The sequence below is a fragment of the Rhodococcus sp. FG69 genome (assembly GCF_057808915.1).
Genome location: NZ_JBMDIX010000031.1, coordinates 37,306 through 61,882, shown reverse-complemented (window position 1 = coordinate 61,882; position 24,577 = coordinate 37,306). Strand labels below are relative to the sequence as shown.

Annotated in this window: 27 protein-coding genes and 1 pseudogene; 20 read left to right on the top strand and 8 right to left on the bottom strand. The window is 61.8% G+C overall.

What is annotated here, in order from left to right; all coding sequences use genetic code 11:
• Window positions 1-35 precede the first annotated feature (35 nt).
• From ureG to ACODSO_RS21430, 3 genes are read left to right on the top strand one after another with little or no spacing between them, the layout of a single operon-like run.
• Window positions 36-728, top strand: coding sequence for an urease accessory protein UreG (gene ureG / locus ACODSO_RS21440; protein ID WP_068374281.1), 693 nt, complete (start codon window positions 36-38; stop codon window positions 726-728).
• Window positions 718-1,380 carry an urease accessory protein UreD gene (locus tag ACODSO_RS21435; RefSeq protein WP_489038698.1) on the top strand — a complete coding sequence of 221 codons (663 nt, stop codon included), beginning with the start codon at window positions 718-720 and terminating at the stop codon, window positions 1,378-1,380. Before ureG ends, ACODSO_RS21435 begins: the two co-directional genes overlap by 11 nt.
• Window positions 1,377-1,751, top strand: a complete 375-nt coding sequence (locus ACODSO_RS21430; protein ID WP_489038697.1) for an ArsR/SmtB family transcription factor — start codon at window positions 1,377-1,379, stop codon at window positions 1,749-1,751. Before ACODSO_RS21435 ends, ACODSO_RS21430 begins: the two co-directional genes overlap by 4 nt.
• A 30-nt stretch (window positions 1,752-1,781) precedes the next feature.
• On the opposite strand, the gene ACODSO_RS21425 is transcribed toward ACODSO_RS21430, so the two are convergent.
• Complete coding sequence (locus ACODSO_RS21425) at window positions 1,782-3,176, bottom strand: NAD(P)/FAD-dependent oxidoreductase (protein WP_489038696.1); 1,395 nt, start codon at window positions 3,174-3,176, stop codon at window positions 1,782-1,784.
• A 297-nt stretch (window positions 3,177-3,473) separates the two neighbouring features.
• On the opposite strand from ACODSO_RS21425, the gene ACODSO_RS21420 reads away from it, so the two are divergent.
• From ACODSO_RS21420 to ACODSO_RS21385, 8 genes are all read left to right on the top strand, one after another.
• The gene (locus ACODSO_RS21420) at window positions 3,474-5,372 is read left to right on the top strand and encodes a hypothetical protein (protein ID WP_489038695.1); all 1,899 of its coding nucleotides are present in this window, start codon (window positions 3,474-3,476) and stop codon (window positions 5,370-5,372) included.
• A complete protein-coding gene (locus ACODSO_RS21415) occupies window positions 5,369-5,566 on the top strand; it encodes a hypothetical protein (RefSeq protein ID WP_489038694.1) in 198 nt (65 codons plus the stop codon). The genes ACODSO_RS21420 and ACODSO_RS21415 overlap by 4 nt, the downstream gene beginning before the upstream one ends.
• A complete protein-coding gene (locus ACODSO_RS21410) occupies window positions 5,566-6,000 on the top strand; it encodes a cupredoxin domain-containing protein (RefSeq protein WP_489038693.1) in 435 nt (144 codons plus the stop codon). The genes ACODSO_RS21415 and ACODSO_RS21410 overlap by 1 nt, the downstream gene beginning before the upstream one ends.
• Entirely contained in the window at window positions 5,997-7,322 is a 1,326-nt protein-coding gene (locus ACODSO_RS21405; protein WP_489038692.1) for a hypothetical protein, read from the top strand. Before ACODSO_RS21410 ends, ACODSO_RS21405 begins: the two co-directional genes overlap by 4 nt.
• A gap of 164 nt (window positions 7,323-7,486) precedes the next feature.
• Entirely contained in the window at window positions 7,487-8,521 is a 1,035-nt protein-coding gene (locus ACODSO_RS21400; RefSeq protein WP_068374258.1) for a substrate-binding domain-containing protein, read from the top strand.
• A gap of 61 nt (window positions 8,522-8,582) precedes the next feature.
• Window positions 8,583-9,641 carry an ABC transporter permease gene (locus tag ACODSO_RS21395; protein WP_068374255.1) on the top strand — a complete coding sequence of 353 codons (1,059 nt, stop codon included), beginning with the start codon at window positions 8,583-8,585 and terminating at the stop codon, window positions 9,639-9,641.
• 3 nt (window positions 9,642-9,644) lie between these two features.
• Window positions 9,645-10,463 (top strand): ATP-binding cassette domain-containing protein, encoded by an 819-nt coding sequence (locus ACODSO_RS21390; protein WP_489038691.1) that lies wholly within the window; start codon window positions 9,645-9,647, stop codon window positions 10,461-10,463.
• Window positions 10,464-10,547: 84 nt separating this feature from the next.
• The gene (locus tag ACODSO_RS21385; protein WP_068374250.1) at window positions 10,548-10,955 is read left to right on the top strand and encodes an MmcQ/YjbR family DNA-binding protein; all 408 of its coding nucleotides are present in this window, start codon (window positions 10,548-10,550) and stop codon (window positions 10,953-10,955) included.
• 18 nt (window positions 10,956-10,973) lie between these two features.
• On the opposite strand, the gene ACODSO_RS21380 is transcribed toward ACODSO_RS21385, so the two are convergent.
• Window positions 10,974-11,768 (bottom strand): HugZ family pyridoxamine 5'-phosphate oxidase, encoded by a 795-nt coding sequence (locus ACODSO_RS21380; protein WP_489038690.1) that lies wholly within the window; start codon window positions 11,766-11,768, stop codon window positions 10,974-10,976.
• Window positions 11,769-11,862: 94 nt separating this feature from the next.
• Here ACODSO_RS21380 and ACODSO_RS21375 point away from each other — a divergent pair, with 94 nt between their 5' ends.
• Both ACODSO_RS21375 and ACODSO_RS21370 read left to right on the top strand, forming a co-directional pair.
• Window positions 11,863-12,099: a hypothetical protein gene (locus ACODSO_RS21375; RefSeq protein ID WP_489038689.1), complete on the top strand. Its 237-nt coding sequence runs from the start codon at window positions 11,863-11,865 to the stop codon at window positions 12,097-12,099.
• 63 nt (window positions 12,100-12,162) lie between these two features.
• Window positions 12,163-12,516 carry a VOC family protein gene (locus ACODSO_RS21370; protein WP_489038688.1) on the top strand — a complete coding sequence of 118 codons (354 nt, stop codon included), beginning with the start codon at window positions 12,163-12,165 and terminating at the stop codon, window positions 12,514-12,516.
• A 15-nt stretch (window positions 12,517-12,531) separates the two neighbouring features.
• Here the strand turns inward: ACODSO_RS21370 and helR are convergent, their stop codons facing one another.
• Complete coding sequence (helR, locus tag ACODSO_RS21365; RefSeq protein ID WP_489038687.1) at window positions 12,532-14,682, bottom strand: RNA polymerase recycling motor ATPase HelR; 2,151 nt, start codon at window positions 14,680-14,682, stop codon at window positions 12,532-12,534.
• Window positions 14,683-14,922: 240 nt separating this feature from the next.
• On the opposite strand from helR, the gene ACODSO_RS21360 reads away from it, so the two are divergent.
• From ACODSO_RS21360 to ACODSO_RS21345, 4 genes are all read left to right on the top strand, one after another.
• Window positions 14,923-15,342 (top strand): hypothetical protein, encoded by a 420-nt coding sequence (locus ACODSO_RS21360; protein WP_489038686.1) that lies wholly within the window; start codon window positions 14,923-14,925, stop codon window positions 15,340-15,342.
• The gene (locus ACODSO_RS21355; RefSeq protein WP_489038685.1) at window positions 15,336-15,554 is read left to right on the top strand and encodes a helix-turn-helix transcriptional regulator; all 219 of its coding nucleotides are present in this window, start codon (window positions 15,336-15,338) and stop codon (window positions 15,552-15,554) included. The genes ACODSO_RS21360 and ACODSO_RS21355 overlap by 7 nt, the downstream gene beginning before the upstream one ends.
• A 9-nt stretch (window positions 15,555-15,563) precedes the next feature.
• Window positions 15,564-16,532, top strand: coding sequence for an NAD(P)-dependent alcohol dehydrogenase (locus ACODSO_RS21350; RefSeq protein WP_489038684.1), 969 nt, complete (start codon window positions 15,564-15,566; stop codon window positions 16,530-16,532).
• 161 nt (window positions 16,533-16,693) lie between these two features.
• Entirely contained in the window at window positions 16,694-17,875 is a 1,182-nt protein-coding gene (locus tag ACODSO_RS21345) for a phytanoyl-CoA dioxygenase family protein (protein ID WP_489038683.1), read from the top strand.
• A gap of 4 nt (window positions 17,876-17,879) precedes the next feature.
• Here the strand turns inward: ACODSO_RS21345 and ACODSO_RS21340 are convergent, their stop codons facing one another.
• Window positions 17,880-18,668: an alpha/beta fold hydrolase gene (locus tag ACODSO_RS21340; protein ID WP_489038682.1), complete on the bottom strand. Its 789-nt coding sequence runs from the start codon at window positions 18,666-18,668 to the stop codon at window positions 17,880-17,882.
• Between the two features lie 75 nt (window positions 18,669-18,743).
• Here ACODSO_RS21340 and ACODSO_RS21335 point away from each other — a divergent pair, with 75 nt between their 5' ends.
• The 3 genes and pseudogenes from ACODSO_RS21335 to ACODSO_RS21325 all read left to right on the top strand — a co-directional run bounded on the left by ACODSO_RS21335 (window position 18,744) and on the right by ACODSO_RS21325 (window position 21,123).
• Window positions 18,744-19,094: a MerR family transcriptional regulator gene (locus ACODSO_RS21335; RefSeq protein WP_489038681.1), complete on the top strand. Its 351-nt coding sequence runs from the start codon at window positions 18,744-18,746 to the stop codon at window positions 19,092-19,094.
• Between the two features lie 33 nt (window positions 19,095-19,127).
• A pseudogene (locus ACODSO_RS21330) lies at window positions 19,128-19,322 on the top strand (mycothiol transferase); the annotation flags it as partial.
• Between the two features lie 163 nt (window positions 19,323-19,485).
• Entirely contained in the window at window positions 19,486-21,123 is a 1,638-nt protein-coding gene (locus ACODSO_RS21325) for a cation:proton antiporter domain-containing protein (RefSeq protein WP_489038680.1), read from the top strand.
• Here the strand turns inward: ACODSO_RS21325 and ACODSO_RS21320 are convergent, their stop codons facing one another.
• From ACODSO_RS21320 to ACODSO_RS21305, 4 genes are all read right to left on the bottom strand, one after another.
• Window positions 21,124-21,684, bottom strand: a complete 561-nt coding sequence (locus tag ACODSO_RS21320; protein ID WP_489038679.1) for a hypothetical protein — start codon at window positions 21,682-21,684, stop codon at window positions 21,124-21,126.
• Window positions 21,681-22,022, bottom strand: coding sequence for a hypothetical protein (locus ACODSO_RS21315; protein ID WP_489038678.1), 342 nt, complete (start codon window positions 22,020-22,022; stop codon window positions 21,681-21,683). Before ACODSO_RS21315 ends, ACODSO_RS21320 begins: the two co-directional genes overlap by 4 nt.
• Complete coding sequence (locus ACODSO_RS21310; RefSeq protein WP_489038677.1) at window positions 22,019-23,806, bottom strand: TIGR03767 family metallophosphoesterase; 1,788 nt, start codon at window positions 23,804-23,806, stop codon at window positions 22,019-22,021. The genes ACODSO_RS21315 and ACODSO_RS21310 overlap by 4 nt, the downstream gene beginning before the upstream one ends.
• A 63-nt stretch (window positions 23,807-23,869) precedes the next feature.
• Window positions 23,870-24,538 carry a CatB-related O-acetyltransferase gene (locus ACODSO_RS21305; protein ID WP_489038676.1) on the bottom strand — a complete coding sequence of 223 codons (669 nt, stop codon included), beginning with the start codon at window positions 24,536-24,538 and terminating at the stop codon, window positions 23,870-23,872.
• Window positions 24,539-24,577 lie beyond the last annotated feature (39 nt).

Genomic DNA, 24,577 nt, shown 5'->3' with positions numbered 1-24,577 from the left:
CATCAACGCACAATCGATCTCGAAAGGCGATACCTATGCCTCCGCATCTCATCGATGGAGAGCCGCACGACCACAGTCTCGACCGGCCCAAGCGCAATCGAATCGCAGGCGAGGCGCTCCGTGTCGGCATCGGCGGGCCGGTGGGTTCGGGTAAGACCGCGTTGGTGGCGGCGCTGTGCCGTGAACTGCGAGAAGAGCTTTCACTCGGCGTTCTGACGAACGACATCTACACGACCGAGGATGCCGATTTTCTGCGCAGGCATGCAGTACTACCCGACGAGCGCATCACGGCGGTCCAGACGGGTGGGTGTCCCCACACCGCGATCCGTGACGACATCACCGCCAACCTCGACGCGATCGACGACCTCGTCGACGGCAATCCGCCACTGGACTTGATTCTGGTGGAATCCGGCGGCGACAACCTGACGGCTACGTTCTCCTCCGGCCTCATCGACGTGCAGATCTTCGTCGTCGACGTCGCCGGCGGCGACAAAGTCCCGAGGAAGGGCGGTCCGGGTGTGACGTTCTCGGATCTTCTGGTGATCAACAAGACCGATCTTGCACCGTACGTGGGGGCTGATCTCACCGTGATGGAGAACGATGCGCGCAAGGTACGGGACGGACGTCCGACTGCGCTGATCTCGTTGACCGAAGACCCGGCCGCCACTGAAGTACTCGAATGGGTTCGTACTCAGTTGAAGGAGACGGCCGCGGCCGATGCGCACTGAGCTCACCATCGTGGCGAGTGCGGACCGGAGTCCGCGCATCACCTCCTCGGGTGGGCTCTCGGCCCGACTCACCGGACCGGACACGGTCCATATGATCGGAACTGCCGCAACCCCGTTGGGCGGCGACACCATGATCATCGATGTCATGGTGGGTGCAGGTGCTCGTTTGTGCGTGCACAGCGTCGCGGCGACGCTCGCACTGCCAAGTGCAGTTCGTCGGGATTCAAGCTCGCAGTGGACGTTTCACGTCGAGGACGGTGGGTCGTTGGTATTCGATCCGCAGCCGATGATCGTCGCCTCGGACGCGATCCATCACTCGATGACGACGCTCGAGTTCGCGGCTTCGGCGACCATCGCGTTCTCCGAGCGTGTTCAGATCGGCCGCGCAGGGGAGGACGCAGGCAGGTGGTGCGGCACCACCAATGCCGATATCGAGGGTCGGCCCCACCTGCGTCACCGCGTGGAGCTAGGGACGGGCTCGGTTGGCCACGACGTGTTGTCCGCCCCCATGGCGCTGTCGAGCACGCTGACGTATCCGGACGAGAGGGAACCGGCGACGGGTCGCTCGTCGGTCCGAATGCCACTCGCTCTGGGCGGAAGTCTGTCGACGTCGACCGGTGCCCGACTCGACGCGTTAGCGTGGCAGTCATGACGAAGCCGAACACCGATGGTGTGCCCGTGGATGCGTTCGATCCCGAGCATGTAGCGCAGGCGCGTGCCGCCCTCGATGCGGTGGATGATCTCGGCGACTGGGTCCAGCGGTTCGACCTGCTCGGCGACCTGACCAGACTTCGCATTCTGTTGTGCATGCATCGAGCACCCGGCATCTGTGTCACGGATCTATCGTCTGCGCTCGGCATGACTGCGACGTCGGTGTCCCACGCGCTGCGACTATTGCGGAACGAGGGATGGGTCGCAGTCCAGCGCGATGGAAAGAAGATGACCTACCGTCTCGACGACGAGATCGTTCACCGGATGCTGCACGAACTCGGCGCCACCCATGCACATCATGTGCATGAATGACGCCGAGTAGTCGATCGTTGTCGTAGCGGTTCAGCCTGCTGCTTTTGCTCGCTGATCGTCGTCGTCGGCGGCACGTGTCGCACCGCGCGCTTCCAGCGAGTTGAGTTGCTCGATGGCAAGCCTCGCGAACACCTGCTGCTCTGTCGACGCCATCTGTGCGCGTCCGCGTCCGAGGAACGTCACGAACCACGAGATCACGGTGGTGATTCGGCTGCGGTATCCGACCAGGTAGTACAGATGCAGCGCAAGCCACATCAACCATGCGATGAATCCGCCGAACTCGAGTTTGCCGACCTTCGCGACCGCGTTGAAGCGCGACACGGTGGCCATGGACCCCTTGTCGAAATACTTGAACGGCTGCCGCTGCGCCGGGTCTTCGCCCTTCAGCGTGGCCTTGATCTGCTTGGCTGCATACGTTGCGCCCTGGATCGCGCCCTGCGCCATTCCTGGTACATCCTTGACCAGCATGAGGTCGCCGACGACGAAGACATTGGGGTGACCCTTGACTGTCAGGTCGGGCTCGACGATGACACGACCTGCCCGGTCGGTCTCGGTCTCGGACTGGTCGGCGAGTTGCTTGCCCAGCGGACTTCCCTGGACACCGGCGGACCACACCTTGCACTGCGCCTCGATGCGGCGGGTGGTGCCGTCTTTTTCCTTGACGGTGAGGCCGTCGTTATCCACATCGGTGACCATCGCGTTGAGCTGAATCTCCACGCCCAGCTTCTCGAGGCGAGCTGCAGCTTTCTTTCCGAGCTTTTCACCCATCGGGGGAAGCACGGCCGGCGCAGCATCGAGGAGGATCACGCGCGCATCGCGCGGATCGATGTTGCGGAACGCTCCGTCCAACGTTCGGTCGGCGAGCTCCGCGATCTGACCTGCAAGCTCCACTCCGGTCGGGCCGGCTCCGACGACCACGAACGTCATCAGGCGGTCGCGCTCTTCCTGGTCGTCGGACAGTTCCGCCTGTTCGAACGCGCCGAGAATGCGGCCGCGAAGCTCGAGGGCGTCGTCGATCGTCTTCATGCCCGGCGCGAACTCGGCGAAGTGGTCGTTGCCGAAATACGACTGTTGTGCCCCTGCTGCGACGATGAGGCTGTCGAACGGTGTGACCGTGATCCGCTCGAGAAGCTTCGAGGTCACTGTCTTCGCTGTGAGGTCGATGTTCAGCACCTCACCCATGAGCACTTCGGCGTTCTTCTGCTTGCGCAGGATGACCCGCGTCGTCGGCGCGATTTCGCCGACGGACAAGATGCCGGTTGCAACCTGGTAGAGGAGTGGCTGAAAGAGGTGGTGCGTGGTCTTGGCGACCAGAGTGATGTCGACGTCGGCCTTTTTCAGGGCCTTGACACCGAACAGACCTCCGAACCCGGAACCGATGACAACGACACGGTGACGCTTCGATTCGACCGGTTGGATGCTCATTACCCGCTCCCTTGAAGATTGAGATGTAGCTGCAACGGTAGTCGCCGCCGTTCCGGGTGTCTTCGCAAGGTTCCCGTCGCGCAGAGTCTCACGTTGTGTGTGCGGCGTACACCAGCGTTGACCTGCGCAATCTCGTGAGGGGGCGGGTCCGATCCGAGTCTGGCGTCGCGTGAAGCTCTCTGTATCGCTTCAGAGATCGTGTCCGGACGGTCCGCGGCTAGAGATCGCGGACAGGTAGTCCAGCAGCTTTCGGGCAAAGCCTGGTATTTCGGACAGCGCCGGTTCATACTCTGAACCATGTTCGAGATACATGTTACTGCGAGTAACCGCAACGCGGCATTCGAAGTCTCTGCCCAGGAAAGCGGCGGGCAGGGTGGCGGGGCTGCGCTCGACCAGGTTTTCGGTATGAGTGCCGCGGCCGGAGTCATCTCACTCGGGTTGCTGTATCTGGCCTTTCTGCACCGTACGCGCCGCATCACATGGCTGGGTCGACTTGCAGCCTTCGCCGGCTCGAAGACGAATCTTCCAGGCTGGGCCGCACTGCCGCTCGTACTGTTCATCTCGACGATTCTGACGGCATTCCTCGGTTTCATCTGGGACGTGAGCTTGCATATCGGACGTGGTCGTGACGAAGGCCCGCTGGCAAACCCCGCGCACTACTTCATCCTGGTGGGATTGTTCTTCCTGTTCATCGCCGGCGCTCTCTCGATGATTCTTCCGCTGGACGAGAAGCCCGGACGAGCCGCGATCAAGCTGACCAGGACGTGGCACGTCCCGACCGGTGGAATTCTCATCGCCGGAGCCGGTCTGTACGCACTGATCGGATTTCCACTGGACGACATCTGGCATCGCATCTTCGGCCAAGATGTCACCCTGTGGGGTCCGACTCACCTGATGCTCATCGGCGGCGCAGGACTATCGCTCATCGGAGTGATCCTGCTGGAGCACGAGGGCCGTATCGCGATGGGCTCCGACGCCGAGGGACCCGACCCACGCTGGACCAAGAGCCCCATTCTGACCTGGATGATCCGTGGATCGGCATTCGGTGGTCTACTCATCGGGCTGTCGGTGTTCCAGATCGAGTTCGACTTCGGCGTCGAGCAGTTCCAGTTGATCTTCCAGCCGATGCTCATCGTCGGTGCAGGCGCGTTCGCTCTCGTCGCCGCACGACTCATGGTCGGACCAGGTGCCGCTCTCTTCGCCGTCGCATTCGCCGCGATCGTCCGTGAGATCACTGCACTGCTCGTCGGGCCGATTTTCGGCGAGCCACACAACGTGTTCGCTCTCTACCTCGGCGCGGCAGTCGTCGTGGAGGTCATCGCGTTTACTCCGCTCGCCAAGCGGAGGCTCGCCTTCGGCGCGATTGCAGGTCTTGGTGTCGGCACAGTCGGTGTCTGGGGAGAATCGCTGTGGATCGACGCTGTCTACCTGTTCCCATGGACTTCGAGCATGTGGCTGGACACTCTGTGGATGACCGTCCCGGTCGGCATCACCACCGGTCTCTGCGCGGGTCTGTTCGCGCAGGCGTTGAGCGGCGACGGGATTCCGCGTCCAGCGATCAGACGCACGGTGGTCATCGTGATGCTCCTCGCAATCGGCGGCACCGTGGCCAATGGTCTGACCTTCGACGTCCCGGTCGACGCGACGGCCTCTGTCCGTCTCGAGGAAGCCGCGTCGGTCGACGGGTTCCGGATGGTGTCCGCCGAGGTCACCATCGACCCGCCGAATCTGGTGAGTGACGATCCGGAATGGGTGTCGATCCTGGCGTGGCAGGGTGGAGGCGAGACGTTGCGCGGCCTTGTCGTCGACACGCTGGAACGGACAGGCGAGGGAACCTACCGGTCGACGAAGCCAGTTCCGGTCGACGGGACGTGGAAGACAGTTCTGCGAATCCACGACGGCCGCACCCTCACTGCAGCGCCCATCTTCATGGCGGCAGACGAGGGAATCGGTGCCGAGGAGGTATCGGCCGAACCCTCGTTCACTCGCGATCTTGTCTCGGAGATCACGTTGCTTCAGCGTGAGCGGAACTTCGATCACCCGACTTGGTTGTTCGCCGCCGCGTCGCTGGTCGTTCTGGTGTGCACGCTGCTACTGGTCTGGGCACTGTCCTGGGGCACTGTACGGATTTCGGGCGTTACCCCTCGACATGCGCTGCGCAACAGCGCAAACAACAAGGTTCCGAGCAAGACATGACTCCCTCGGACAATGTGATCTATCTGGCCGACCACTCCATCGTGCTCGCGCTCCCCGCTCTGGTGCCGGCATTCGTGATCGTCGGCGTCGTGCTGTTCGTCGTGGCGCGTGATCGTCGTGCGGAGCGGAGCGAAGGTTCAGCGAGTGACTCCGAATCCGCCGGAGTCGACCCCTCGAACCAGGGGGAATCCTGATGAACTCTCGCTCGAAAGTCGCGGCGCTGAGTGTGGCACTGCTTGGTGTCACGCTCGCGTGCTCTACGGACGCAGAACCTGCAGTGCAACAGGGCATTGCATCATCTGCTTCGGAGGGTGCCGCGTCCTCAGCCGCTGTGTCCTCGACTGCTGCCGGTGAGCCGGACGCGCTGTCGATCGACGTGCGAATCGCCGGCGGTTCCATCACCCCCACCAACGAGCGTATCGAGGCAGTGGTCGGCGAAACGATCACGGTGCGCATCGACAGCGACGTGCCTGACGAACTCCATGTGCACTCGGTGCCCGACCACTCGTTCGACGTCGAGGCCGCTGCAGGCCAGTCGTTCGAGTTCGTGGTCGACGTACCAGGCGCGGTTGCGCTGGAGTTGCACGACGCCGGGAAGACCGTCGCGACTCTTCTCGTCAGGCCGTGATACTGGCACACGGGCTCGGTGGATCGACTGACCTGCCGATTCCGGCCACATACGTCCTCATCGGCGGTGCGTGGGCGCTATCGATCTCGTTCGCGGTCTTGATGTTCGCTTGGCGCACTCCAAGACTGGACCCGTCGCACCACTGGGTCACCTTGCCGCAGCGGATGGCCGGCGCCGTCGACGCCGGTCCGACGAGGGTTGCGCTTCGCCTGCTCGTACTGGCATTCGCCGTGTACGTCGCCGGTGCAGCCTTCGCAGGTCCGGGCGACGCGACGAATGTTCTCCCCGGGGTGTTCTACGTTCTGCTCTGGGTCGGACTTCCCGTCGTGTCGGTGCTGTTCGGCCCGGTGTGGCGGATAGTGTCCCCGGTGCGGACGCTCCGCCTCGGAGCGTGTGCCGTACTCGGCCGACCGTCGTCGCGGGGTCTGTGGAAGTACCCCGAACGCCTCGGTTGCTGGCCTGCCGTTCTGGGGTTGTTCGCTTTCGTCTGGCTGGAGCTCGCCTACAACGATCCGGGTTCGGTGGCGGCGATCCGACTGTGGTGCAGTGGGTACTTCGTGATCATGGTCATCGGTTCGATTGTGTTCGGCGACCGATGGTTCGAATGCGCCGACCCGTTCGAAAAATTCAGCGACACGGTGGCGAGGATGTCAGTTCTCGCTCGTAATGGTGACAGGTCTCTTGTGCTACGCAATCCACTCGATGGTCTTCGAACGTTGCCGGTCTTGCCCGGAAGCGTTGCGGTCGTTGCTGTCCTACTGGGTTCGACCGCGTTCGACAGTGCATCACAGATACCCGCTTGGCGGAACCTGGTCGATTCGATGGCGTCGACGAACACGGGCGCGGCGGTGTGGCGGACGGGAGGACTGATTCTGCTCATCTCGTTTGTCGGACTTGCCTTCTGGCTCGCCGGTCGTGCGACCGGCGGAGTGACTAGGTCGGCCCGCGCACAATTGCCCGGCGCGCTTGCACATTCGCTGGTTCCCATTGCCGTCGGTTACGTTCTTGCGCACTACTTCACCTACTTGGTCGAGAAAGGCCAAGCGACCATGATCCTGTTGGCCGATCCGCTCGGCGACGGGTGGAATCTTCTCGGCCAACAGAGCTGGGAAGTGTCCTACGCCCTGTCGGAACACCCAGGGTCGGTCGCGACCATCAAGGTGGTGTGTGTGCTGGCAGGCCACGTGCTCGGTGTCGTCGCTGCCCACGACGCGTCGCTCCGCCTCCTCCCTGCCGGTCACCGGCTCAGCGGTCAACTGGCGCTGATGGTTCTGATGGTCTTCTTCACGTTCGGTGGTCTGTTCCTCTTGTTCGGGGGGTAGGCGAGTCCTCGAAGGCCGTATTCGACGCATCGGCACATATGGTCAATCTTCTTAATGTCAGGACAAATGCTTGACTTTGCTTGTGATGTGGATTACATATTGATCGCGAGATCGATTGATTCATCACCGGTCCATCCGGGGGCCGGCGTCGAGAAAGAAGATTGATGACACATCACACGAGTCATGGCACAGGTCGCGCAGCGTCGCGTCGTAGGCTTCGGTCCGGCGCCGCCCTCGGGCTGGCACTGTGTGCAACCGTGGCTGCCGGTTGTTCGAGCACCGGCGGAGCGCCCGAAGATTCGGGCGAGGGTTCGAATGCCGGCACCGCTGATACACCTCGTGCCACGATCGCGATGATCACCCACGAAGTTCCAGGTGATACTTTCTGGGACCTGATCCGTAAGGGCGCCGAGGCTGCAGCAGCGAAGGACAACATCGAACTGCGCTACTCCGCCGATCCCGAGGCGCCGAACCAGGCCAACCTCGTGCAGAGCGCAATCGATTCCAAGGTCGACGGCATCGCTATCACGCTGGCGAAACCCGACGCCATGGCCCCGGCTGTGGAAGCCGCCACAGCCGCGGGTATCCCCGTCGTCGCGTTCAACTCCGGGTACGACTCGTGGAAAGATCAGGGCGTCCAGCAGTACTTCGGCCAGGACGAGACCATTGCCGGTGAAGCAGCGGGTGCGCGCCTGACCGCTGATGGCGCGAAGAAGACTCTCTGCATCATCCAGGAGCAGGGCCAGGTCGCATTGGAGTCCCGTTGTGCAGGTGTGACAAAGGGATTCACCGGGGGCAGCACCGAGATTCTCAACGTCAACAGTAAGGACATGCCGTCGGTGGAGGCCACGATCACCGCCAAGCTCCAGCAGGATCCAAGCATCGATCACATTGTCGCACTCGGCGCTCCGATCGCGCTGACAGCTGTGCAGTCCAAGGCGAATGCAGGCAGCGATGCCACGGTCGTCACCTTCGACACCAACTCCGCACTCGTCGACGCCATCAAGTCCGGTGATGTCGCATGGGCGATCGACCAGCAGCCTTACCTGCAGGGTTACCTTGCGGTGGACTCGCTGTGGCTGTACCTGAACAACGGCAACACCATCGGTGGCGGCACTCCGGTTCTCACCGGTCCGGCGTTCATCGACTCGTCCAATATCGACGCCATCGCCGAGTACGCCCAGAACGGAACTCGCTAGGACAGCGGCCGGCCCGCCCAACCCAGGCAGGGCCGTCCGCTCTCCGCACGGAAGGATTGTCATGAGTACACAGGCCGATCTGGATCTGTCGAAACACACCGTCGTCGCCGATGAGCGGGTCAAGAAGCAGAAGCCGTTGCAGCGGTTGTTGATTCGACCGGAGATCGGCGCCCTGTTCGGTGCGATCGTAATCTTCGTCTTCTTCTGTATCGTTGCGCCACCGTTCCGGTCTCCGGAAGCGCTCGCGACGGTGCTCTATGCATCATCGACGATCGGCATCATGGCCATCGGTGTGTCGTTGCTGATGATCGGTGGTGAATTCGACCTTTCCACCGGCGTCGCGGTCACGTTCTCCTCGATCATGGCCTCGATGATCGCCTACAACTTGCACCTCAACGTCTGGCTCGGCTCCGCCTTGGCGTTGGTACTCGCACTGGCGGTGGGATTTTTCAACGGCTACCTGGTGATGAAGACGAAGATCCCCTCGTTCCTGATCACCTTGTCGACGTTTCTGATGCTCACCGGCATCAACCTTGCTGTGACCAAACTCGTCACAGGTCAGGTGGCAACGCAGTCCATTTCGGATATGCAGGGATTCGATTCGGCGAAGAGAGTGTTCGCCTCGTCTTTCCAGATCGGAAACGTTTCCATCCGCATCACGGTCGTGTGGTGGCTGCTGTTCACTGCTATATCCACCTATGTGCTGATGAAGACGAAGATCGGAAACTGGATCTTCGCCGTCGGCGGCAACCAGGACTCTGCCCGCGCAATCGGTGTTCCGGTGACCAAGGTCAAAATCGGGTTGTTCATGTTCGTGGGGTTCTGTGCCTGGTTCGTGGGCATGCACCTGCTGTTTGCGTTCAACACAGTCCAGTCCGGGCAAGGTGTGGGCAACGAGTTCCTGTACATCATCGCCGCTGTCATCGGTGGCTGCCTGCTTACCGGCGGGTACGGCACCACTGTCGGCGCGATGATCGGTGCTTTCATTTTCGGTATGGCCAATCAGGGAATCGTCTATGCCGGCTGGAATCCGGATTGGTTCAAGTTCTTCCTCGGCGCGATGCTGCTGTTCGCGGTCATCGCCAACAACAGTTTCCGCTCCTACGCGGCGAAAAGGTGACCTATGACTACGCACGCTGAAACACCGGTAGAGCCCGCACCGTCCGGCGGTGGCAAGACTCCGCTGATCGAGTTGAAGAACGTCGGCAAGTCCTACGGCAACATCATTGCGTTGTCGGGAATCAATCTGCGTGTCGGCGCCGGGGAGGTGACCGGTGTGCTGGGCGACAACGGCGCGGGCAAGTCCACGTTGATCAAGATCATGGCCGGGTTGCATCAGCAGAGCGAAGGTGAGCTGCTCGTCGACGGTGTCGAGACGAAGTTCGATTCCCCCAAAGATGCTCTCGGCAAAGGCATCGCGACGGTGTACCAAGATCTTGCGGTGGTGTCGTTGATGCCGGTGTGGCGCAACTTCTTCCTCGGTCAGGAGCTGCAGAAGAAGGGCCTGTTCAAGTCGTTGGACGTGAACGCGATGCGGGCCACGACCATCGAGGAGCTACACAAGATGGGAATCGACTTGCCTGATGTCGATGCCCCGATCGGGTCGCTGTCCGGTGGTCAGCGTCAATGTGTGGCGATCGCGCGAGCGATCTTCTTCGGTGCGCGTGTGTTGATTCTCGATGAGCCGACCGCAGCGTTGGGCGTCAAGCAGTCCGGGATGGTGTTGCGATATATCTCGGCGGCCAAGGAGCAAGGGTTCGGGGTCGTGTTCATCACGCACAACCCGCACCATGCGTACATGGTCGGAGACCATTTCGTGCTACTGAATCGCGGGCGGCAGAAGCTGGACTGCACGTACGACGAGATCAGTCTCGATGATCTGACCAAGGAAATGGCGGGCGGCGACGAACTCGAGACCCTCACCCACGAACTGCGTCGCTGACCGCAGTTCCGCCGCCCGTGGACGTGTCGGTACCGCGGGATAATGTCCAATCGCTGACACTCGAACACGTGCGGTGAGGCGATCATGAATGACTATCCAGATGTTCCTGACGAGGTGTTGACCGTGGTCAGTGCGGTGTGTACCGCACTGCCCGAGGTCGTCGAAGAACGTGCGTGGACGGGCATCCGGTGGCGGATTCGATCCCGAACATTTGCGCACGTTCTGGTGGTCGAGCCAGGTCGGCCGGAGGCGTACGCAAAGGCGGCGGGGCTACGCACGCCTGCAACGGTTCTGACATTCCGATCCGAGGCCCCCGAGCTGGACGTCCTGCTGCGTTCCGGACCGCCGTTCTTTCGCACGCCGTGGGGACAGGACACGGTGGGCATGATCGTCGACGAATTCGACCGAGACGAGGTGCGAGAACTGCTCACCGACAGTTACTGCCTGCTCGCGCCGAGAAAGTTGGCGGCAGCGGTGGACCGCCCTACGTAAACACCCGGGAGAGCCGGTTCAGTTGCGCGCGAGCCGTGCGAGCTCCACTGTGGCCGATCGGAGTTCGGCAATGTCGCCGATCGGATGTGTGTAGCCCACTCGTGTCGTGGCTTTGCCCCTCGGTGTCGTGACGCTCAAGTCGAGACCGTAGCGGTCGGCGGACGTGCACAGAGCAACGGTCGCGTCCGGATAGCCACCGAGGTTGCGGGCCATGGCGAGCAGTGAGTCCGAGTGGTCCTCGTTGAGGTGCACAATTGCCGGGGCGGCATTGGGGGAGACGGGGTCGGCAGCGGCCGCGGCATAGTCTTCGGCTGCGGCCGAGTCCATTCGGCCATAGCCACCGACCCAACGCGCCCGCTTCACTCGAAGTATCCAAAGTGAGAAGTCGCTGTAGTCGATGTAGTACTTGGCTGCGGGAACCGCGGCGAGGTGGGCAGCGCGAGCTGCGTCGAGCTCGCCCCCTTCCGGAGACTCGACCACGCCGGCCAGGGTGACGCGCGAGACCGCGAGAGGGTCGCTGACGGATTCCGGCGCCACGATGGACACACTGGCACGCGGGTCATGGTGCAGGTTGCGCCCATGTTCTGCCATCCGGGATACACACAGGACCGGCGAACCGTCCAGCAAGCCGAAAGTCACGTACGACGCCCATGGGTCGCCGTCGGTCGTGAGGCTGGCCAGCGTCGCGATATTCGTCGAGGCTGCCACCGTGCGCGCTTCTTCGGCCGCCGTGGGCCGCCGCGCCGGTTCCAGGCCTGCCAGCGGGGGAGGAGTCGAGGGTGCGTCACCGGGGTCGCCATGATCGAGTGCCATGGCCGGAAGTCTACGGAGTGCAGCTGTGTCGGGCGCAACGCCGGGATTCCGTTTCGTGCGGCGTTGTGACGGGCATGCTGGTGCGGTGATACGGGTGATACGCACCAATCGGACGGTGCGGGCGGTTCTTGCAGCCATGGCGCTCTTCGTAGTTGTGGCAGCTATCTGGGCAGGGGTCGGATACGTCTACGCGGACGATCGAAAGGCCGAGTCGGCGACGACCGTTGGTCTGTGCGTTCTGGGCGCTGGGTGGCTTGCCATACTCGGCGCGGTCGCGGTCAAGTTCCTTCGCCTTCGCGCCCGGCGCCGGGACAGTACCCAGGACAGCTGATTCGTTATTAGGCTGGCACTCGGGGACGGGAATCGACCGAGTTCGTCGAGACGAGGAGGACCCTTGCGACCGATCACGATCGTGGCGAACCTGAAGGTTCCGAACACCGAGGACTCGAAAGACTTCTACCGGGACTTCTTGGGCCTGGGGAGCGAGGAATTCAATCTGGGCTGGGTAGCTCGCTTCACAGCACCGGACTCGGGCGCCTGCGTCCAACTCGTCACCCGAGACGAGACGTCGCCCTCCGACTCGGTGGTATCGGTCATGACCGATGATGTCGACGCCGCATACGCGGAGGCACTCAGCCGCGGGTTCGACATCGTGCGTCCCCTCACGACGGAGAGCTGGGGTGTACGGAGGTTCTTGGTCCGCGCCCCCGACGGAAATGTGGTCAACATCGTGCACCACCACTCATGAGTTCCGCCGCCGATATCAGTCAGGGGTCAGGACGACCAAGGCTCGCGTAGAGCGAGTCATGGCCACGTATCGATCCACTGCGCCTTCGGTTCCTGCGCCCAGGGATTCGGGATCGACGAGTACGACCAGGTCGAACTCGAGGCCTTTCGACAACGCCGGCGCCAAAGACCACACTCGATCCGTCGGGGGATAAGTCGGTTGCCCGATAACACACGCAATTCCGTCCCGGTTCTCGTCGAGCCAGGCGTCGACGATCGAATCCAGTTCCGACACGTTCCCGTACGAGACTGGTATTCCACTGCGTCGAACGGAGGTGGGGACATTGGCGTCGGGCAGCGCAGTTCGAATGACCGGTTCCGCCTCGGTCATGATCTCCTCCGGTGTCCGATAGTTGATGGTCAGCGAAGTCGAATGGACGCGATCGAACCCGACACGGGTAAGACGTTCTTGCCACGATTCGGTGAAACCATGACGGGCCTGCGCCCGGTCACCGACGATCGTGAAGCTCCGTGAAGGGCAGCGCAACAACAGCATCTGCCACTGTGCATCGGTCAATTCCTGTGCTTCGTCGACGACGATGTGCGCGAACGGTCCGGCCAGTCGATCGTCTTCCCTGGTCGGCAGCGCCGAGTCGTCCACCAAGGCATCGCGAATTCCGTCTTGCCGAAGTTGGGCGATCAAGCCGTCGTCGTCATCGAGTTGGAGCATTTCGTCTACGACCCTGTCCATTCTGAGCCGTTCGGCGATGACCGCTGCAGTTCGCCGACGTTGCAAACGCCCGTGTTCGGGGTCGCCGAGCCTGTGTCGCGCAGCATCGAGAATCGGCAGATCCGACGTGGTCCACTGTTGCGCGTCGGCGCGCTGAAGAACTCTGATCTCGTCGGCAGAGAGCCACGGCGCGGCCATCCGAAGGTAGGCGGGAACGGTCCATAGATCGCCGACGAGATCCGCTGCCTCGACAATTGTCCATGCGTTCTCGAGTGCAACGCGGAGTTCCTCGCTTCGAGCGAGAGATGCACGGACGGACTCGCTCGAGGCGTGACCGTCGTACTTGTCGGTGAGGATGCTCAGTAGCAAGTCCCAGATGTCTTCGCGAGCTTCGTTGTGTGGAGTGCCTGGATCCGGTGCCGTGAATGCTTCCTTCCAATCCGTGGGACTGAGCCAGATGTCGGCGAGATCGGCCTCGACGGTCATCCCTTCGGGGGGTGGCTGCTCGTAGAACCGGACAGCTGCGTCGACTGCGGCCACCATGTCCACAGTCGATTTCAGACGTGCGACCTCGGGATCGACCTCCTCGCCCGCGCCCTCTCCTTCGGCCACCAGTTCACCGAGCGTGCAGGTCAGGACTCCGTCCTCCCCGAGGCTGGGCAGCACGTCCGACACGTACGCGAGATACGGCGCGTGAGGACCGACGAACAGTACGCCACCACGGTTGTGTCCGAGGCGTGGATCCGAGTAAAGCAGGTACGCAGTTCTGTGTAATGCGACGACAGTCTTGCCTGTACCTGGACCGCCGTCGACGACGAGTGCGCCGTCCGACCCTGATCGGATGATGGTGTCCTGGTCAGTTTGGATGGTCCCGAGCACCTCACGCATCCTCGACGATCGAGAACCACCCAGACTGGCGATGAACGACGATTGGTCGTCGAGCGCAGCCCGCTCCGAGTCCGCCGCATCATCAGCAGAGAAGACCTCGTCCCAGTAGTCGACGATTCGTCCATTGGTCCAGCGGTATCGTCGACGCCGCGAGAGCCCCATCGGGTTCGCATGTGTCGCTCCGAAGAACGGCTCGGCCTCAGGTGACCGCCAGTCCACGACCAGTTGTTCGCCGGTCCCGTCGAGCAGTCCGACCCTGCCGATGTAGACGCGCTCCCCGGTCGAGGACACTGTGTAGCCCAGGCAGAGGTCGGCTCCGAATCGCCGGAGGGAACGCAACCGAACGGTGAGTCGGTGAATCTCGAAGTCACGCTCCATCACCTCCTGACCCAGACGCCCGGTCGACTTGCGGGCGACAGCAAGGCGATCGGTGGTATCGGCGATCGAGTCCGCGAGGCTCTGCGTGATCGCGGAGAAATGATGCTCGTCTGCGTCGATCAATCCCGGCGCGAGCTTTGCTGCACGGTTGGCCGGAAGGGCGAAAATCTGTTCTGGAATTGACGAATGCACGGGTGCTCGATCTCCTGTTCCTGCTGGTTCTCAGCGTTCGACGCGCAATTCTGCGACAGGCCCGGGGTCTTGCCGCAAGACCCCGGGTGCGCTATAGATTGAAGGTGGAACGGCTGGTCCACAGTGTCGCGTCGACGACGTACGCGTCCTTCGCTCACACGCCTTGTAAAGAATCTTTGACATGAAACGAGTGGCGGTCTAGGTTCAGTGATGTCAAACATTTCTTACATTGGAGTGGCAATGGCGTTCGAAGAGAAACGTACGTGGATCGTGCTCGTCACTGCTCTCGGCGGGGCTGTGGCGTATCTCGTTCTTCTGCTGAGCTCGTCGGGTCCGATCGACGAGTCGTACGTACCCATGATGCTCGGGACGATCATTGCCACAATCGTCGTCACTATCGTGCTGAACATCATCGTCGGTTCGATGTCACCGAAAAGTGAGACCCGAACCGATCAACGTGACGACGAAATCGGCCAGTTCAGCGAGTACACCGGCCAATCGCTCTTGGTCATCGGCGCGATTGCTGCACTGGGGCTCGCGCTCGCCGATATCGACCAGTTCTGGATTGCGAACACCATCTACCTCGCCTTCCTGCTGTCGTCGGTGTTGTCGTGCACCGTTCGAATCCTGTCCTACCGCTTCGGGATTCAGCGATGGTGAAGCCGACCAGGGTCACCAACTCGATCAAAGCGCTCCGTTCTGCAACCAGCGAGATGACCCAGGCCGAACTTGCGGAACGGATCGGAGTCACCCGTCAGACGATCATCGCCATCGAGAGCGGTCGGTACTCACCGTCCCTGGAGGTGGCGTTCCAGATCGCGGCAGCATTCCAAGTCCCGCTCGACGACGTCTTCCAATACCCAAGCCGATAGGAGCACACAATGAAAGCCTTTGTGCAGCAAAGATATGGCACGCCCGAACAGATCGAGCTCCAGGACGTCGCCACTCCGACGCCGGGGCCGGGAGAGGTGCTCGTCGACGTACAGATGGCGGGAGTGCATATCGGCGATGTCCATATGATGACAGGCAAGCCGTATCTGATGCGCGCCATGGGTTTCGGAGTCAGGGGCCCGAAGAAGCGTCCCGGTAGCGAGGTGGCGGGCAGAGTGATGGCACTCGGACCCGGCGTCACCGAGTTCGCGGTCGGAGACGAGGTGGTCGGAATCGGAGTCGGCGCGTTCTCGGAAGTGTGCGTTGCGCCAGTACAGAAATTGATTCCCAGACCAGCGTCGTTGAGTATCGAGAACGCTGTTGCGTTACCGATATCGGGACTCACCGCCCTTCAGGCCCTTCGAGATGCCGGCCGCGTGAAGTCCGGTGACCGCGTACTGGTGATCGGTGCCGCCGGCGCGGTGGGTCGCTACACCGTCCAACTCGCGAAGCACTTCGACGCGCATGTCACCGGCCTCTGCAGTGGCAGCAAGATGAAGCTTGTCTCCGAACTGGGTGCAGACGAAGTGCTCGACTACACCGCGATCGATGCATTCGATGGGACCCGCAGCTTCGATCTGATCGTCGATACCGCGGGCAATCGACCTCTGAAGGTTCTGCGCAGGGCGCTTACCCGCGCCGGGACATTGGTGATCGTCGGATCGGAAACCGAGGAGTCGGTGTTCGGCGGTATCGACAGAGTGCTGAGGGCGGCACTGCTGTCGCCCCTGATTCATCACCGTCTTGTCGGGCTGATCTCGAAGGAATGCGCGTCCGATGTTCAGATCTTGTGCGACCTCGCCGCCTCAGGAGTAATCACTCCTGTAATCGATCGGACGTACAAGTTCGAGCAAGTGCCCGATGCGATCGAATACGTGGAGTCAGGCCGCTCGCTCGGGAAAGTGCTCGTTGCAGTGTGACGTCAGCGAGGCACCGGGGCAGCGTTCATCGGCCGATCCTCGAGGGGAATTTGATGGATAAGTGGGTTGTGTCCGACCGTCCGTTCTTGACAGGCTGAGACGATTAGCTCCGCGCGTTCGACACAGCACCCTGGAGCCTTCACTGCGTAGAGGATGGCACCATGACCAGCGAGATCGGGCAGACTCGGCGGACCGGTAGGATCAGCGAATCCGACTGCAGGGTAGAGGATCTGCGCGCCCTGGTATCGCAGGAGACAGCATTGGCGGAGTATCCGCATGCGGTCGCGGTCATTCAGAACGTGTTGATCTACGATGCCGCGCATTTGTCGGCGAAGACGATGGCTGCGTCCGCGCGCGCCGACGTTCAGGACGAACTCGCCGGTGCATTGCTCGACGGCCCCGGCATCGTCGTGTTCAAAGGTGCGTTCACCAGCGCCCACGCTGTCGCGGAGACGACGGCGGTCTACAAAGACATCATCGCTTCCCAGCACGAGAGCGGTGTGGCCGGTGGTGACCACTTCGCCAAGCCTGGCGCCAACGACCGGATCTGGTCGGCGCTGCAGAAGCTGGCGCTGGCGGAGCCGGAATTGTTCGTGCGGTACTACTCCAACGACACACTTGCGTTGGTGGCCGAAGCATGGCTGGGGCCGATGTATCAGGTCACGTCGGCGATCAACGTCGTCAATCCCGGTGGTGCAGCTCAGAACCCGCATCGCGACTATCACCTCGGTTTCATGTCCACCGATTCCGCCGCGAAGTTTCGTGCGCACATTCACCGGCTGTCGCCTGCGTTGACGCTGCAGGGTGCGGTGGCGCATTGCGACATGCCAACCGACAGCGGACCGACTATGTATCTTCCGCGTTCGCAGAAATTCGAACCCGGATACATCGCATTCAATCTGCCGGAATTTCGGCAGTACTTTGCCGAGAACTACATTCAGCTTCCGTTGGAGGAAGGTGATGCAGTCTTCTTCAATCCCGCGCTGTTTCATGCTGCCGGTAGCAATGTTTCGACGGACATCTATCGGATGGCGAACCTCCTGCAGATCTCGTCGCCGTTCGGTCGCGCTTTGGACAGTATCGATCGGGAGACGGTCGTGTCGGCGTTGTATCCAACGCTCCTCGAGTGGACAGAACGCGGAAAGGGGAAGGAAGTGGACAACGTCGTTGCAGCCTCAGCCGAGGGTTATGCGTTTCCGTCGAATCTGGATTTGGATCAGCCGGTCACGGGTCTGGCAGGGGAGACCCATGCCGAGCTGGTCAGGCGCGCACTGGGTACTCGCATGAGTTCTCGGGAATTCGACGCCGCCGCCCAGGCCCTGTACCGACGTCACCGAGCATGACCGCTCACAGGTGATGAGTGCGAAGGTGCACAGTGACATCGTGCATCCAGCGCTCGGTTTCGTCTGCGGTGAAAATATGCCCGGCTTCCGGATATTCCACCAGCTCTGCATTCGGGATCAGGTGAGCGAGAGCTCGAGTGGTGGCTGGGAGGACGATCCGATCCTGTCCGGCAGCGACGACGAGAGTCGGAACACCGACAGCGCCGAGTAGACCGGTGACGTCGACGGACGCGGCGAGTCGGGCCTGATCGGCGCCGCCCTCGGGGTAATTCTCGAGCGTCGCCTGGATAGCCAGCGCAGCCAAGGCATCGTCGAGCTGAGCGAGTACGGCGGGGGACCCAAGGCTCACTAGGTATTTCGCCAACGCGATGCGATCGATGTCGGCCAGGGTTGTCCAGGTGTCGACCACCAGACGGATTTGCTGATCGGCGGAAGCGAAACCGACTGTCAACACCAGACCGGTTACTCGCTCGGGATGACGGATCGCGGCGGTGACCGCCACCGCCGAACCAAGGGACAATCCGAGCATCGGGAAGCGGTCGAAACCAGCTTCGACTGCCGTCGTGACAAGCGAGTCGGCGAGTACGTCGAGATCGAGCGATGCGGCGTCGGCCGGTGTGCCCCCGGAACCCGGATAGTCGACTCCAATCAGGGTGCGATGCTCTGACATCGACTCGATGATGTCGGTGAAGTTCGCGGCGACAGAGCCGCCCGCACCGTGAGCAAGCACGAGCGGGGGACCGTCACCGACGATCACGACGTTGGGATCGGCGACGAGCTGAGTGATTGGCATAAAGTCAGACGCTAGAGGTTGACATTGGTGTCAAGGTCAATGTCGTGAGGCTCAGATCACTGACCGGAGGTAGCGATGCTCATCGGTGAACTTTCGCGGCGCAGCGGGGTGTCGACGCGATCGATTCGGTACTACGACGCACAGGGTTTGCTGACCGCCCACCGGAATGCGAACGGCTACCGAGAGTTTTCGCCGTCGTCGATCGAGTCGGTCGCACAGATCCGGTCACTGATCGCCGCAGGCTTCTCGGTCGACACCATCCGAGAAGTGCTTCCGTGCGTGAACGGAACCGACGTCGACATGTGCCCGAGGGTCGCGGAACTTGTCAGACGTACGCTCGCCGGAATCGAGACCGCGATAGACGATCTGGAGGAGAAACGCCTACGTGTCGACGCGCTCCTTGCCAGCCAGCGCATCGCCCGATAGTCACTGTGATGTCGATGTCACGGTGAGCGCCTTGTCGACGTGATCGCCGAATTCGATTCGGCCTGCGATGTTTCCAGGCGGATGGCAGCGAAACACGGCCTGGACGACACCGGCCACCATCGCATGTTCGGAACGGTCAGCCTCTGCTTCATCTACCTGTTCATGATCACCGAGTTGGCCCGTCACGCGGGCCACGCGGACATCCTCGCGGAGCAGATCAAGGCCTGAGCACTACATCTGAGATGTACATTCGGCCGACCTTCGCCGGCGGTCGATGGCTCGTGTCCACTGAGAAATCTGCGCGGTGCCGGGATACTGTTCCAAATCCGGCACGACGTGGGTTGTCGGTGCTGGTGCAGACGACCGGAATCCCGAACAGCAGGGGACGCGCATGACCGTAGTTGCGATATATCTTGTCATCACCTTCGGCCTTGGTGGACTCGCCATGGCCGTGCGACTGCCTCCCTTGGTCGGATTTCTGACGGCAGGGTTCGTCATCAACGCTTTGAACGTCGAGGAGGTGCCACAACTCGCGACGATCGCCGATCTGGGCGTGACTCTGTTGTTGTTCGCCATCGGCCTCAAACTCGACATTCGGATATTGCTGCGCCGGGAGGTCTGGCTGACCACGTCCGCGCACATGGTGGTCAGCGTCGTCCTGGCCACTATCGCGATGTGGCTGTTTGCCCTGATCGGTGTTTCGATGCTGGCAGGGCAGAGCCTCGAGACGATTGCGCTTCTCGCCTTTGCACTGTCATTCTCCAGCACGGTGTTCGTGGTCAAGGTCCTCGAAGAACGGGGTGAATCGCACTCGCTCTATGGCCGCGTCGCGATCGGCATCTTGGTGATGCAGGACATCATCGCAGTGATCTTCCTGACGGCCACAAGCGGAACGCTGCCGAGCCTATGGGCATTGACCCTGGTAGGACTGTGGCCGCTCACTCGCGTTCTCCGAAGGATCTGGAGCGGACTCGGGCACGGAGAAATGCAGTCGCTGTTCGGCATCGTGATGGCGTTCGTGCCTGGCTACGCGTTGTTTTCTGCTCTTGGATTGAAGGGCGACCTGGGTGCGCTGGTGATCGGAGTGCTGCTGGCGTCCCACTCGGCGTCGTCGGAACTCTCGCGGTCGTTGTTCCATATCAAGGAACTGCTTCTCGTGGGATTCTTCGTATCCATCGGTCTGACCGGGCTGCCGGACTTGCCCAGCATCGGTGTCGCCGTGCTGATGTTGCTGTTCCTGCCGTTCAAAGCAGGGTTGTACTTCATCTTGTTCACGCTCATGAAGCTGCGACACCGCACAGCGCTGCTTGCTGGGTTGAGCCTGATGAACTACTCCGAGTTCGGCTTGATCGTGGTGGCGGTCGGGGTGACCAATGGCTTGTTGGCGCCGGAGTGGCTGGTGGAAATGTCGATCGCCGTGGCGTTGAGTTTCGTCGTGTCGGCGCTGGTGAACGGCCGCGGCCACCTGATGGTCGAGAAGATAGCGGCTCGGCTACCGGCTCAAGACGAGCAAAGCCTGCATCCGGAGGAGCGCCCCAGCGATGCCGGTGATGCCGAAGTTGTTGTGATCGGAATGGGCAGAGTCGGATTCGCCGCGTACCAACGACTGACGAGTCACTACGAATTGCGAGTGGTCGGTGTCGACTACGACGGGCCCCGAATAGAACGACTGGCGGCGGAGGGTCTGCGGGTCATCGAGGGTGACGCCACCGACCTCGACTTCTGGAATCGATTGCGACGCTCGGAATCGGTGCGAATCGCCGTACTGGCGATGCCTCGCCATGGCGCCAACGTCACTGCTCTCGCCTGTCTACGCGAGTCGGGGTTCAGCGGAAGGGTCGCCGCGGTGGCTCGTTACGACGACGAGGTCGCGTGGGCTACCGAACACGGAGTGGACATCGCCCTCAATGTCTATGCAGGCGCAGGGCTGGAGTTGGCGGATCAAGTGGCACAGGTTGGTCCTCCTGGCGTCATCGAGTCCGAACTCGGACCCAGCGAACCTGACGGGGGAGCGAACGGCAGAGCTTAGTCACTGTTGCACGTGTGCCCGCCGGTGAAGCGACGTCCAATACGTCGCCAGCGATGTAGCGCTGATTCCGAAGACGAGCCACGTGGTTCCAGCGGCAACAGGACCCGTGACGAAGAACCCCAGAACCAGCGCAGCGACCACGTTCACGATGATCAACACAGCAGCCCAGGCCAATCCGAAAAACGCACGAAGCGGGGCGAACCTGATGGTGCGCGCTACTGACCTCAGCGGCCCAGCGGCGGCCGCCGACAACACCGGCAGAGAAACCAAAGCCACTACGAGTGCCAGAATCGGGTTCAGCACCCCCGCCGCGACGCCGCAGATCACCGCGACAGTCACCGACAGCAGCAACCGAAGCGAGAACCGGCTGTTCGTGTGAGCAGCGAAGCCCATCGTCAACCAGATCGTGATTATCAGAACCAATGCCGACGCCACGGCTTTGACGGAGAACCACCATGACACCGTCGGGACTGGATCACCTACCACCAAGAGGGCTTGAATCAGCGCTCCAACCAGGATGATCGGCAGGAACACGAGCAGACCACGAGTCAGGCTTCTCACGAAGCACCGACCGTTCCGTTGCGCTCGAGAACGCTTTGCACATCTCCCGAGTAGAGGACCTCGGTGCCGACGACCAACTCGAACGTGCTCTCGTCCTCGGACGTCGATGTCGCGGTGATGGTCTCCTGGGACATGGTCTCTCCGGTACACCGCAGCTCGAGGGCTTCACCGGCGCACACCGGCGCGACGAGAATGTCGACACCCTTGTCGAGCAGAACCTCGTTGACTGCGTAGCGCATATCGGCGATTCCCGCCCCGCCCACCGGAGCGAGAGCATCGATCTGGGAGCATCCGCAGAGCGATGCCGCGAGGATCGCTCCCGCTATCATCCGCCTCATCGCTGCGACCGCTGTTCGTACGCGAGCAGGCGGGCGTGCTCGCCGAGATGCTGTTGCTCGAGTGAGGCGTCGGTGATGGATTCCATATCGAAGGGCGCGGGGAGGAGGAGTTCGGTGTTGCGGTCCAAAGCGGACCCGCGTCTCATCAAGGGATTCTCCGCCCAATCGTTTGCTGCCAGTTCACGGCTCTGCGATGCAAGGTCGAGATAGCCTCCGGAAGTCCCGGGTGTGATCGGCGATGCATGGTCGAGAACGGTGGTGAACAGCGACACCGTTCCGTCGCGGTTATCGACGATCTCGACAGTTTGCTGTTGCTGCGGAAAGTCGATGCATGAGGCCGTGGTGATCTCCCAGAAACCATGGCCGTCTCCTTGATGCGCAAGGATCTGATTCTGATGAGTGTGTCCGTTCAACCAGCCGATCACTACTGGGTACTGCAACAGCAGATCGACGAATTCCTCGGCCCCGTACAGCTTTGTGTCGGTCCCTGGTCGCTGAGCGCGGTTTTCCAGGGTGAGGCTGTTGTGGTGGGTGAGGATCAGAACGAGCTTCTTCTCGGCCTGCGCTCGCTCCAACTGATCGCGTAGCCATTGGAACTGATCGTCGGGAACCGCTCCGTCGGCGCCCGCGACCGCGTTGCAGGTGTCGAGTCCGAATGCCCGAACGTGCGGCGTGAAATCGGTGGACCACCACGTTTCGCCCGAGTCGAGATTGTGCTGAGTGAATCCGTGTCCGATCGGGCCGGGAGCGTCCGTTGTATCGAAGTGCTCGGCCATGAACTCGCGCTGCTCGAACAGGTAGCGCTGCGGATCCGGTGTGACACTTCGGAAGCCTTGCCGAGTTCCCGCTTGAACGCCCAGTGCGTCGATCATTCTCTGGAGGGGACTGGCCGTCGACGCGTATCCGGCGAGAGCAGACGTGGCCGTCGCCTCGAGCGTGAAGGACTTCTCGCCGCCGACAGCGAGGGCACGCAGTTGCGATGACAGATCGAAGGTGCCGAGGAGAAGCGTGTCGTGATTGCCGTACACCGCGTACCACGGCACCGGCAGCCCGACCGATTCGACGGGCGTGGCGATTGCCTCGTTCAGCAGTCGGGGCAGTGTCGGAAAACCGTACTCGCCGAACGAGCCTCCAGATGGGTCCTCCGGTCGATACGCCCACTGTGCATCCGGCCAAGCCTGCACCCCCTCGAACGTCGTCGGTGATCCGCTGTTCGGCAAAACCGGTACGCCGTCGAGGATATCTATGTACCAACGTAATTCGAGGTGTGAATGCATATCGGCACTGTCCCCGGTGACCGTCGCCGCACCGAGTGGCGCACCCGTTACCGGGCTTATGGTGTTGTCGGCAAAGGACTTGACCATTGCGGCAGTCACATGAACAGTCAGAGGATCCTGAGGGTGGAACGCGGAACCCCACGTCGCGTGGTCTTGGACGATCATCGGTTCGATTCGCGCTGGTGACTGAGCGTCGATGACGTGCATATCGGACAGATGCCCTAGGTACAGAATGGAACGTCGGGCTTGGATCCTCGCCGGCGACGGGGCTGTGCGCAGGATGTCGAGGCGTGGCAGATGTTCCTCGCCCGGGCCCGCCCTCAACGTCCGATAGGAATGGGCGTCGCCCGCCGCGCGGAGAATCGTCCTGGACAGCGTCGACGGCGCGCTATCGATAGGAGTCTGCGCAACAGCCACGCGGTTGCCGAGTAGTTCTGGACCGATACCCCAGATCGCGGCCAACGCGGCCGTCCGACTCATGAACTGACGACGAGACAATCCGGGCATCGAACTCCTCAACCTTGGCCAGCGAATCGAATATAGCCCGAGAACCGGGCCCGAGGGAGCGAGCTAGGCGCCGTCGTCGGCGTTCAGGAGATCAATGACCGACCCATCCGCGATCGCGCGAATGTGTGCAGTGATCTTCTCGATCGGCCAGTCCCACCACGCACACGTCACCAACTGGCTGACGTCGTCCGCGTCGTACCTCATGCGAATGACAGCGGCTGGGTTCCCGCCTACGATCGCGTAGTCGGGTACATCCTTGGTCACGACAGCGCCGGTCGACACGATGGCCCCATGGCCGATGCGAACTCCGGGCATGATCGTCGCGTTTCCGCCGATCCACACGTCGTTACCTACGACCGTGTCTCCTCGTGAAGGCAGGTCGGAAATCAGATCGGTATGTTTGCTCCACGCTCCGCCCATTATCGGAAAGGGGTACGTGGACACGCCGTTCATGCGGTGGTTCGCGCCGTTCATCACAAACGTGACGCCCGCTGCGAACGCGCAGAACTTACCGATGAGAAGTCGGTCCGGCCCGTAATGATGTGTGACATTTCGCGTTTCGAACTCGGTCGCGTGATCGGGATCGTCGTAGTAGCTGTACTCGCCAACCTCGATCAACGGGCTCGTGATGAGAGGCTTCAGAAATACCACCCGTTCCTGGCCGGCGACGGGGTGGAGTTGTGTGGGATCAGGAGCACGCTGGATAGACACTCGACGAGAGTACGGTGCCATACCGTCCCCGGTGATCTCGCACGTTCGCCCTTGCTCCCT

Bases quoted from the DNA above. Each gene is read 5' to 3' on its own strand.
- ureG (WP_068374281.1), top strand. From the start codon at position 36: ATGCCTCCGCATCTCATCGATGGAGAGCCGCACGACCACAGTCTCGAC.
- ACODSO_RS21435 (WP_489038698.1), top strand. From the start codon at position 718: ATGCGCACTGAGCTCACCATCGTGGCGAGTGCGGACCGGAGTCCGCGC.
- ACODSO_RS21430 (WP_489038697.1), top strand. From the start codon at position 1,377: ATGACGAAGCCGAACACCGATGGTGTGCCCGTGGATGCGTTCGATCCC.
- ACODSO_RS21425 (WP_489038696.1), bottom strand. From the start codon at position 3,176: ATGAGCATCCAACCGGTCGAATCGAAGCGTCACCGTGTCGTTGTCATC.
- ACODSO_RS21420 (WP_489038695.1), top strand. From the start codon at position 3,474: ATGTTCGAGATACATGTTACTGCGAGTAACCGCAACGCGGCATTCGAA.
- ACODSO_RS21415 (WP_489038694.1), top strand. From the start codon at position 5,369: ATGACTCCCTCGGACAATGTGATCTATCTGGCCGACCACTCCATCGTG.
- ACODSO_RS21410 (WP_489038693.1), top strand. From the start codon at position 5,566: ATGAACTCTCGCTCGAAAGTCGCGGCGCTGAGTGTGGCACTGCTTGGT.
- ACODSO_RS21400 (WP_068374258.1), top strand. From the start codon at position 7,487: ATGACACATCACACGAGTCATGGCACAGGTCGCGCAGCGTCGCGTCGT.
- ACODSO_RS21395 (WP_068374255.1), top strand. From the start codon at position 8,583: ATGAGTACACAGGCCGATCTGGATCTGTCGAAACACACCGTCGTCGCC.
- ACODSO_RS21390 (WP_489038691.1), top strand. From the start codon at position 9,645: ATGACTACGCACGCTGAAACACCGGTAGAGCCCGCACCGTCCGGCGGT.
- ACODSO_RS21385 (WP_068374250.1), top strand. From the start codon at position 10,548: ATGAATGACTATCCAGATGTTCCTGACGAGGTGTTGACCGTGGTCAGT.
- ACODSO_RS21380 (WP_489038690.1), bottom strand. From the start codon at position 11,768: ATGGCACTCGATCATGGCGACCCCGGTGACGCACCCTCGACTCCTCCC.
- ACODSO_RS21360 (WP_489038686.1), top strand. From the start codon at position 14,923: ATGGCGTTCGAAGAGAAACGTACGTGGATCGTGCTCGTCACTGCTCTC.
- ACODSO_RS21355 (WP_489038685.1), top strand. From the start codon at position 15,336: ATGGTGAAGCCGACCAGGGTCACCAACTCGATCAAAGCGCTCCGTTCT.
- ACODSO_RS21350 (WP_489038684.1), top strand. From the start codon at position 15,564: ATGAAAGCCTTTGTGCAGCAAAGATATGGCACGCCCGAACAGATCGAG.
- ACODSO_RS21345 (WP_489038683.1), top strand. From the start codon at position 16,694: ATGACCAGCGAGATCGGGCAGACTCGGCGGACCGGTAGGATCAGCGAA.
- ACODSO_RS21340 (WP_489038682.1), bottom strand. From the start codon at position 18,668: ATGCCAATCACTCAGCTCGTCGCCGATCCCAACGTCGTGATCGTCGGT.
- ACODSO_RS21335 (WP_489038681.1), top strand. From the start codon at position 18,744: ATGCTCATCGGTGAACTTTCGCGGCGCAGCGGGGTGTCGACGCGATCG.
- ACODSO_RS21325 (WP_489038680.1), top strand. From the start codon at position 19,486: ATGACCGTAGTTGCGATATATCTTGTCATCACCTTCGGCCTTGGTGGA.
- ACODSO_RS21315 (WP_489038678.1), bottom strand. From the start codon at position 22,022: ATGAGGCGGATGATAGCGGGAGCGATCCTCGCGGCATCGCTCTGCGGA.
- ACODSO_RS21310 (WP_489038677.1), bottom strand. From the start codon at position 23,806: ATGCCCGGATTGTCTCGTCGTCAGTTCATGAGTCGGACGGCCGCGTTG.
- ACODSO_RS21305 (WP_489038676.1), bottom strand. From the start codon at position 24,538: ATGGCACCGTACTCTCGTCGAGTGTCTATCCAGCGTGCTCCTGATCCC.